Origin of the sequence: Halobacillus ihumii, assembly GCF_902726645.1 — a bacterium.
Lineage (GTDB): Bacteria > Bacillota > Bacilli > Bacillales > Halobacillaceae > Halobacillus_A > Halobacillus_A ihumii.
This window is the reverse complement of record NZ_CACVAO010000004.1, coordinates 1-8,272: the sequence shown is the minus strand read 5'-3', so window position 1 is coordinate 8,272 and position 8,272 is coordinate 1. Positions and strand designations below refer to the sequence as shown.

Genomic DNA, 8,272 nt, shown 5'->3' with positions numbered 1-8,272 from the left:
TTTTAGCGGAAGCCAATGTCATCGAATCTGGTTCTTTTCTTGTATTGTTGGAATGCTATTAGCTCTAATGTCCAAAACCTTTCAGAGTCTGTAAGCTCATTCCATTCTTTTACTTTTATATTCAATTGTGTACCCTCCTTACTGGATTAAAGTTGTATCCGGTGTATTATTTCCCCCATCAATCCTCATTTGTTCTAAATCCTTTTTTAAAGAATATGATTGACTTTGTGCTGTTTCAAGCTCACCTTTAAGCCTAGTAATTTGATCTTGTAATGCCTGGTAATCTTCTTGTGATACCTGACCTGCTTTTGCTTGGTCAAGTTGATCTTGTAATGATGTTATTTGAGTATTAAGATCAACAACCTCAGCATCTAAACTTTCAATAGCTCTATTCTTACCTGCAATAATACCATTTGCTTTACTTACAACATCTTCAATAGTGGCATTCTTATCTTCTAAAATAGCTTTTAAATTAACCTTCTCTTGAGTTGCTCCAGTTAAATTACTATTTACTGTACTTGCAGTATCAGCAGCATTATATACTTGGTCAGTCATATTACTAATTGTATAAATTGTAGTTGCCCCAGCTGCTCCACCAGTTGCAAATATTCCAATTGCTAAAGTACCTGCCATTATTTTCTTTTTAGTAAACTTAATCATTCGTAAATCCTCTCCTCTGAGTAATATTTTTCTTTACTTGCTTCTTACTACTGTTAATTGAAATTCACTTCCATCTTCCAAAGAAACTACTAAACCATTATTGTAGGTACAGACTTGAGCTTCCTCAAAACTAAGAGATACCATTCCTTCTTCTTCTAAAATGTCCCATAGTTTAGTTTCCATTTGTTTTTCATCAGTCATTATGTATTCACCTCCTCTGAGTCGCTAATATGCTGTTGTGTTACTAACAGCTTAAATTTATACTACAATAAGTTACATACGAAGTACATAAAAAATGCTAAAAAATAGCTTAAACATTGGTATTCTTGCATTCTAGCTACTTTTAGCATTGGTAACACTATATTTAGTTTGTTACATCTATTTATTAAATAACCGGCTGAAGAAACCTTTCTTCTTATTTTCCTGCTCTTGTTCTTCTACCTCTTTATTATCCTGCTTTTGAGGGGGTTCTTCTAATTGCTTTTTATTTGCCATGGTTTTATTCATTAATTGTGTAATCTGCTGATCTCTTTGCTCTATTTTATCCTCAATATAATGCTGCTGTTTATCCAACTGATCACTTAAACCTTTTATAAGTTGATTCTGTTGGCTGATCATTTCTTTTAACTCGTTATATTGGTTGCTGTATCGCTCTTGTTCCTCTGTATTGACAGGCATTACATCTTGTATAGCCCCTTTTCCAAACTTCTCCACTACTATATTTGCAACCTGTTCAACCTTTACATTAGTTTTCTCTCTTAAATCTTTAAAATATCTTATTGCCATAATGTCTTTTTCAACAAATACCCTTGCATTGCTTTCTGACCGGATAAACTTATATTCTAAGCTTTCTAAACTCTGTGCATATTTACGTACTGTCGGTATGGGCATATCTAGCATTACAGATACTTCTTTTGTTGTATAGGCTTTTTCTGTTGTTTGTGTTGTTTCCATATTATCACCTCACACAATATAATACGCTATATATGAGATGATTTCCTGCCATTATATTCTTTATGTGCTTTCTTTAATGCTTTGTGCGGGTCTTGTTTTATATCTGACTCCCAGCACCAGAATAATTTAACCCCTTGTTGATCACAGTAATCTTGTAATTTTTTATCACGCTCAATTCTATCTGGTAGGCTGTGCCAGTAATCTCCATTGCATTCAATAATAGTGTTTTTAGATGGTACCCATATATCAGCAAAGAAGTTGTTTTTACCATCTGTGAAATAAACTTGTGTATCATACTCAATATTTAATTGATCAAGTAGCTCTTGCATTGCTATTTCTATTGTTGTGCTTGTAGTGTTTTTGTTCCAGTACTCAATGCGTTTCTTTAGTGCATTTTCTTTTTCTTCTTTTGATAAGTTTGCCCACCATTCTTTCCTCTTTTTGCTTAATTTTCTCTTGTAGTTTGGATCTTTTTTATATTTTCTTCTTAAGCCGTCACTCACTTTTTCACTTAAATTTTTTCTTTTCTCATTTGTTTTAAATCTTTCCTTACTCGCCTTACCAATTTTCTTTTTCACTTCTTCTGTGTGCTGTTTACCTTTATTTGCTTCTGACATTTTCCTTCTATGTTCTTCAGTATGCTTTTTGCCTTTGTGCGCTTTAGACATCTTCTTTCTAGCTTCTTCTGAATGTTTTCTACCCTTATTTTTACCTTTCATTATTTCACTTGATTTCTTTCTTTCTTCAGGATCCTTATACCTTTTCTTTGTTGCTTCACTAATTTTACGTTTAGTCTCTTCACTCATTGGCTTTCTCTTATATACACCTGTTGGCATACTATCCTCTCCTAATAAGCTATTTTATTTTATAATATCCAATTATTAGGAGATTGTACACAAACATTTGTTCGATTATGTAACTCTATTCCCATTGTGTTACTAATAAAAAGCATCCAGCCCATGGCTATTAATGGTGGCCACAGACTAGACAAATGATTTGAGGTTACCAATCTCAAATACTCAAAAAGCAAACCTTTAAGCACAAAGGTTAGGTATCTTCCAATACCTTGAATTATTGAATTGAAACTATAACCATTTTATGACACTTATAAATCTAACCATTCACTACGTGAAGGAGCTAGTTTGGCATCTTCCAATGCCTTTTTAAAAATAATTGTTCTACTTTGAGTTTGGCCTGAATAGATTAAAATATATTTTATTTTAATTGAGTCCAGGGACTGTTGGTTTTACAATAACCCTCGTCAATTGGTTATCAACCAATGGATCAAATTAGAAGATGGTTGTTAACCATATGCACAAAGTTTAGCTATACTACAATCCTGTTATTACTTAGTTATTAACCAGTTAAACAATCATTGTAACCACCCCCTTTATAAGATACTCTAGCAACCCTCTACAACGTTATTATCTTTATAACTATAGGTTTTACCCTTTGAGCAGGAGGAAGTTATCAGAGGGCCACTAGAGTATCTTATAATGTGGTTAATTATTTAGTTGTTCTTTCAGCTTTCCATTCTGCTTTTAATCCAAAGTAAGTCCGATTCTTGTATTCCTTTAACGTTTCCTTAGAATCAGCTTTGAATTTGTCTATAAATTCGTTTACTAATACTGTCTGTTCTTCGTTGGATAGCTCTTTATAAGATCTTGTACCAAAGAGTTTTCTGTGCAGTTTCTCATATGCTAGTTTGCTGTTATAAAATCCATTGTCGTATGAGTTCTTAAATGGCATAAACCTTGGCATCCTCTTTGGACGTTTTCCCCTTTGCTTATACATGTAATTATCACTTAAATAATCTACTGGCATTCGAACTATCCCCTTTACCTAATGTACATGCTGATTTAACACGGCTTTTTGTTGCTGTTTGATTTCTTCTATTTGTGCGATCATTTGAGCTATTTGATAGTTACAGCTTTCTTGTAACACTAAAGATTCTAAGTCTGCTTTTTGTCTTTCCATATCTAGCATTTCTTTCTTTTGCTCGTTTGTAAGTGATATAAATGCTTTACTATCCAAATTCATGCTATTTCCTCCTGCTATTTAATATAGAATTACAATTCCTTGAGCAGTTGTTCCAGTTTCTAAAATACGTTTTGCATTGAGTGGATAAACAACACCTTCTGTAACATTTAGAATTACATCCTGCCCATTACTATTCATAATATTGAGTTTTCCACCAGTACCTACTAAAAAGCCTGAAATATCTTGCTTTAAATCAGTCTCATCATTTGGTACAACCAATTCAAAATTATGGCCCAATGATTTAGTCATTAACTTCATTCTGCTGAACATTGTTATTCCTCCTTTTATACTCTTTTTATTGTTGGTTCTTTTGTAATTATTCCTAGTTGCCAGTCAACGTCATTTATAATGAATAAATGTTCTCCTGGTTTATTACGTGCTTTCTTTAACCTTCTCTTAAACCTCTTGAACTCTGATGAATGATCTTTATGCCCAACTAAAATAGGCCCATATTCCGGAATGTCTACAATTCCACCAGTAACCATGTAAACTCTATTCTTAGGAGCTTTCTTTTCTTCCAGTTTTTCAAGCCTCTTTAAGATTGACCCTCTGTTCATTTCAATGTTTCCTCTAGTTTCTGGAGCCTTTCTTCAATATCTGCATCTCTCATACTGGCTAAAGAAATACTAGAAATGTATGCTATAGCTTTTGATCTTGCTATTTTCTCTGCGTTTGTTTTAGCTGACATTTTTCTTAAAATATTCAGTTGCTCACTTAAAAGCTTTCTAACATCAGAGGGTTTTCTTATATATCGATTATTAGCCATATACCATACCCCCTCTTATAAAGTTTTGTTTGTTAATACTTGTACGGTTATTTTGTAGTCACTTTTATAGCTGTTTGGTTGTTATTTGGCCATAATAAAAGAGCTTATTTCTAAGCCCTCTTAATACTGTGATTTATCTTCTGTATGGAATGCCTTTTCCCAAAGTTCAGCACTTTCTTGATTTTTCTGTTGTTCTTGTTTATGTCCTGTTTCTTGGCTCTCTACATTGGCAAAAGCTGAATCTAGAGCTTTTGTAAAATCACTCTTGTATAGTTCCCTTTGTGCTTCAGTATCACGTCTGTTTTGTTCTGCTAGTTGTTTATTTCTGTTCTCGTTATAACTCATTTGTTTTCCTCCTCTTGTTTTCTTTTATATTGAGCTCTTAATTCTCCTACACTGACCATTCCAAAGCCTGTATGATACTTTCCTCTGTTTGGAACATATACAAGCTCATGATCATCTGCGTTATCTTTAATTCCGGGCATTGATACACCGGTTTTATTAACCATTTTTCTTACCCCTTTGTGAGATTAATATAAGTGGCTTCTAAGACGTTTTCATAGTTTGGCAATGTTTCCCCCTTGAATATCCTAAACTGATTAACTACGTCCACTTATTCAATCCAAAATTTAAAAAGGACACGGATTTTTATTATCCCTGCCCTCTAAACAATTATTCTAATATTCTGAAAACTTGTAACTCTTTTGCTATTGTGTTACTAACTATGTCTTACATGGTATTTACTCATGTTTCTACTTAAAGCCCACTTACATATCTATTTAAATACTTTGGTTGTCTTACCTTGTAATTTTTCTTTGATAAAGCAAAGTATCTTCTCCAGTTTCTATGGAGTTTTTGCAAAATAGCTTCCACTTTCTCTTTACCCACTTTTCTACATAAGCTTTTTTGTTCTTTTAGCATGACTTGCTTTACTGTCTCAAACTTTGGTAGAACACTATACATTTTAAATATTTGTCTGATGTAGTAGTGCCCTTTATTGTATAGCTTTCTTTCATTTTCACTTAGAATAATACTGCTATCTTTTTCTGCTGTTTTCACTATGTCCAGCCCCTCTAATTCTTATTTTTATTCTTGAGCTTCTTTCTCAACTTTAACTGGATTCAATACTATCTTTTTACCGACGGTTTCTGTATCAAAATAATCGCCGTATTCTAACCCAAAATGCTTAAATATTTTAAGAGGGATATAAACACGATTTGGTTGATGCTTATTACCTACTGACATCTTACCTCTGAGTTTTGATTTTGGCATGTTATCAACTCCTTTTTTGTTTATTTTGCATAAAAAAGAACAGCTACTAATCGACTTTTCTTTAAGTCAACTAACAACTGCTCTGAGTGTTTTCTGTTCAATTTTCTTTTCTCACGTGCTTATATTATATATTTTTATACTGTATAAGCTATATTGTTCTATTATACTATTCTCTATAATTCTACATTCTATTCTGTATAATTTATATTCTACAATTCTATACTGTAATATTCTCTATTACTTTACTGTAAGTATTATTCTTTTACATATACATATAATTAATTTAATAAATAATAATTATAATAACTAAAAAATATATATATAATATATATGAAAAAGAGAAACTAAAATAAAGCAAACGACAAAATCGTTTACTAAACTAAGCCCTTGCCTCTCTAGGCATTGGTGCATCCGCACTGCTAACTATGAGTCCATTATACAACAAATTTGGGACTATGTAAACAAATATTTGCATTCATTTCTGTAAATTTAGTAGATTGTGAATGTTGAAGCTAAAATGATAGTTGTATGTGTGTATGAGAATAACAGAGATGCCCTTCTAAGATTATTCAATATCTTTCATGAGGTTACATTAGGGTAAACTATAAAAAGCCCTCAGATGTCCTCTGAGAGCCTTACATAACTTATTGATTATTTAACCAATCGTACTTTTTACCGGATGAATAATCAAAGCCAAGAATATTGTCCATTTTAAATGATATTGCTTTTAATACCCATTTCTTGATTAATCCTTTGATATTTTTAATGTCATCTACATTATCAAGCATTTTTACAATAACGTCTGTAAATTGTTGTGTATTTAAAACCTCTGGGTCATTATAAGCTGTTTCATCTTCTACTACATTTCCAGTCATTAAATGATGATGATAAGCCTGTTCTATTTCATGTATTTGATTAACTGATAGATTTGAGATTTTGTCTTTTAATTTTGTTTTTAAAGCCTTTGGAATGTTTATTTCCCATAATACATTTAGTTTGTCTTCATGATAAAGATAAAGGTATTCAGTATTATTAAATTCAGTATTATTAGTTCTAGTATTATTTGTTGTTTGATTTCGACTATCTTGTTTGTTTAAATCCCGCAAACTAGTATGTTCATTTTTCAACACTCTTGTTTGTTTATTTTCAACAAACTGATTAGAATGGGCTTTTGAGAGGATTAATTCATATATCTTGTCTGTAATTCTAAAATACCTTTTAGCAGGTAATCCCATTCTCCTTGTATGTATTAACCCTAACTTTTCAAGGTTCTTGATTGCTTTATCTTGTGTTGATCTTTTTAGGGTTGTATTCTTTTGCAGATTTTCAATTGTACAGTAAAACCATTCACCATCAGTTAATTGTTCTTTGCTTTTCCAGTATTCATTTAAAGATACTAGCTCACTGTAAATAATGGCTTCATTCAATCCTATTGTATGTGCTAATGCTTTATTTACTACTATTGAGCCATCACTACGCAACAAATCAAATAAATTCATGTGATGGCCACCTCTTTTTCTGCTATACTATTCATACCTTAAAATTTACTCCTTTTATCCACCTTTGACCGAGGTGGGTATTTTTTTATACCTACATGAGAGTTTACTAGAGCTATTCTAAAGGGTTCAATCTACCTTTCAATATATAAACCCTTTAAGCTATCAATTATCCCTCTGAAGGGCTCTATTTTTAACGTAACAGAATACTCAATGTGATACTTGATTATTTATCCTTACCTTTACCTTTATCTTCTATGGTTGTTACCTCCTTACAAAGCAAATTTATCTATTGTGGCATCCATTAAATCTTGATTAACTCCAATGTATCTTAATGTTATTGATGGAGCACTATGGTTAAATAGCTGTTGTAATAAAGCAACGTCTTTAAATTGCTGATAATGGTGGTATCCAAACGTTTTTCTCATGGTATGGGTTCCTATTTCTTTTAGTCCTGCTTTCTTAGCAGCACCATTTAAAATTCTATATGCTTGTACTCTGGAGATTGGTTTATTTGTCCTCTTTGATTTAAACAGATAAGTTTCATCATCTAAACCTCTAATATACTCATTTAAAATCTCTATGGTTACTGAATTTAATTTAAAGCGTTTAGTTTTGTCTGTCTTTTTCTCTTTGATTTTTACATGTGTTGTATCCCTTACATGCTTTACTTGTAAGCTCAATAAGTCTGACACTCTTAAGCCTGTATTAATCCCAGTCACAAACATTAAATAATCCCTGTATGAGATTCTTTTTAAGACTGCTTTTACCTCTTCAATTTTATCTTTACTTCTAATGGGTTGTACGTACTCCATTTAATACCCTCCTAGGTTACTATTTGTTTTAACTATTAATTTAGAATTGCCCTATCTATGAGGTTCTCAGATACATGCTTGTTATTGATTAAAAGCCCCTACCCTGCTATAATTTGGATAGGAGCCAATTTGATTCATTGCTTTTTAGCGGAAGCCAATGTCATCGAATCTGGTTCTTTTCTTGTATTGTTGGAATGCTATTAGCTCTAATGTCCAAAACCTTTCAGAGTCTGTAAGCTCATTCCATTCTTTTACTTTTATATTCAATT

The 8,272-nt window shown here is 32.1% G+C and carries 15 protein-coding genes; all 15 read right to left on the bottom strand.

All coding sequences use genetic code 11. The annotated features are described in order from the left end of the window. Nucleotides 1-138: 138 nt before the first annotated feature. The 15 genes from G6R08_RS21920 to G6R08_RS21850 all read right to left on the bottom strand — a co-directional run bounded on the left by G6R08_RS21920 (nucleotide 139) and on the right by G6R08_RS21850 (nucleotide 8,003). Nucleotides 139-660, bottom strand: a complete 522-nt coding sequence (locus G6R08_RS21920; RefSeq protein ID WP_163531474.1) for a hypothetical protein — start codon at nucleotides 658-660, stop codon at nucleotides 139-141. Nucleotides 661-693: 33 nt separating this feature from the next. Further along, nucleotides 694-861 (bottom strand): hypothetical protein, encoded by a 168-nt coding sequence (locus tag G6R08_RS21915; protein WP_163531473.1) that lies wholly within the window; start codon nucleotides 859-861, stop codon nucleotides 694-696. Between the two features lie 177 nt (nucleotides 862-1,038). Then, nucleotides 1,039-1,614, bottom strand: a complete 576-nt coding sequence (locus tag G6R08_RS21910) for a hypothetical protein (protein WP_163531472.1) — start codon at nucleotides 1,612-1,614, stop codon at nucleotides 1,039-1,041. A 26-nt stretch (nucleotides 1,615-1,640) separates the two neighbouring features. Next, complete coding sequence (locus G6R08_RS21905; RefSeq protein ID WP_163531471.1) at nucleotides 1,641-2,450, bottom strand: NUMOD3 domain-containing DNA-binding protein; 810 nt, start codon at nucleotides 2,448-2,450, stop codon at nucleotides 1,641-1,643. Between the two features lie 670 nt (nucleotides 2,451-3,120). Then, on the bottom strand, nucleotides 3,121-3,438 hold the full coding sequence (locus G6R08_RS21900; protein ID WP_163531470.1) for a hypothetical protein: 318 nt from the start codon (nucleotides 3,436-3,438) through the stop codon (nucleotides 3,121-3,123). A gap of 18 nt (nucleotides 3,439-3,456) precedes the next feature. Further along, nucleotides 3,457-3,654 (bottom strand): hypothetical protein, encoded by a 198-nt coding sequence (locus G6R08_RS21895; protein WP_163531469.1) that lies wholly within the window; start codon nucleotides 3,652-3,654, stop codon nucleotides 3,457-3,459. An 18-nt stretch (nucleotides 3,655-3,672) separates the two neighbouring features. Beyond that, a complete protein-coding gene (locus G6R08_RS21890; protein WP_163531468.1) occupies nucleotides 3,673-3,924 on the bottom strand; it encodes a spike base protein, RCAP_Rcc01079 family in 252 nt (83 codons plus the stop codon). A gap of 14 nt (nucleotides 3,925-3,938) precedes the next feature. Further along, nucleotides 3,939-4,211 (bottom strand): DUF3560 domain-containing protein, encoded by a 273-nt coding sequence (locus G6R08_RS21885; RefSeq protein ID WP_163531467.1) that lies wholly within the window; start codon nucleotides 4,209-4,211, stop codon nucleotides 3,939-3,941. After that, entirely contained in the window at nucleotides 4,208-4,420 is a 213-nt protein-coding gene (locus tag G6R08_RS21880; protein ID WP_163531466.1) for a hypothetical protein, read from the bottom strand. The genes G6R08_RS21885 and G6R08_RS21880 overlap by 4 nt, the downstream gene beginning before the upstream one ends. Before the next feature lie 120 nt (nucleotides 4,421-4,540). Continuing rightward, nucleotides 4,541-4,765 (bottom strand): hypothetical protein, encoded by a 225-nt coding sequence (locus G6R08_RS21875; protein ID WP_163531465.1) that lies wholly within the window; start codon nucleotides 4,763-4,765, stop codon nucleotides 4,541-4,543. Then, the gene (locus tag G6R08_RS21870) at nucleotides 4,762-4,929 is read right to left on the bottom strand and encodes a hypothetical protein (protein WP_163531464.1); all 168 of its coding nucleotides are present in this window, start codon (nucleotides 4,927-4,929) and stop codon (nucleotides 4,762-4,764) included. Before G6R08_RS21870 ends, G6R08_RS21875 begins: the two co-directional genes overlap by 4 nt. A 247-nt stretch (nucleotides 4,930-5,176) precedes the next feature. After that, nucleotides 5,177-5,479, bottom strand: a complete 303-nt coding sequence (locus G6R08_RS21865; RefSeq protein WP_163531463.1) for a hypothetical protein — start codon at nucleotides 5,477-5,479, stop codon at nucleotides 5,177-5,179. A 27-nt stretch (nucleotides 5,480-5,506) separates the two neighbouring features. Further along, nucleotides 5,507-5,692, bottom strand: a complete 186-nt coding sequence (locus G6R08_RS21860) for a hypothetical protein (protein ID WP_163531462.1) — start codon at nucleotides 5,690-5,692, stop codon at nucleotides 5,507-5,509. 644 nt (nucleotides 5,693-6,336) lie between these two features. Beyond that, the gene (locus G6R08_RS21855) at nucleotides 6,337-7,191 is read right to left on the bottom strand and encodes a hypothetical protein (protein ID WP_163531461.1); all 855 of its coding nucleotides are present in this window, start codon (nucleotides 7,189-7,191) and stop codon (nucleotides 6,337-6,339) included. Nucleotides 7,192-7,460: 269 nt separating this feature from the next. Further along, nucleotides 7,461-8,003, bottom strand: a complete 543-nt coding sequence (locus G6R08_RS21850; protein ID WP_163531460.1) for a site-specific integrase — start codon at nucleotides 8,001-8,003, stop codon at nucleotides 7,461-7,463. Between the last annotated feature and the right edge of the window lie 269 nt (nucleotides 8,004-8,272).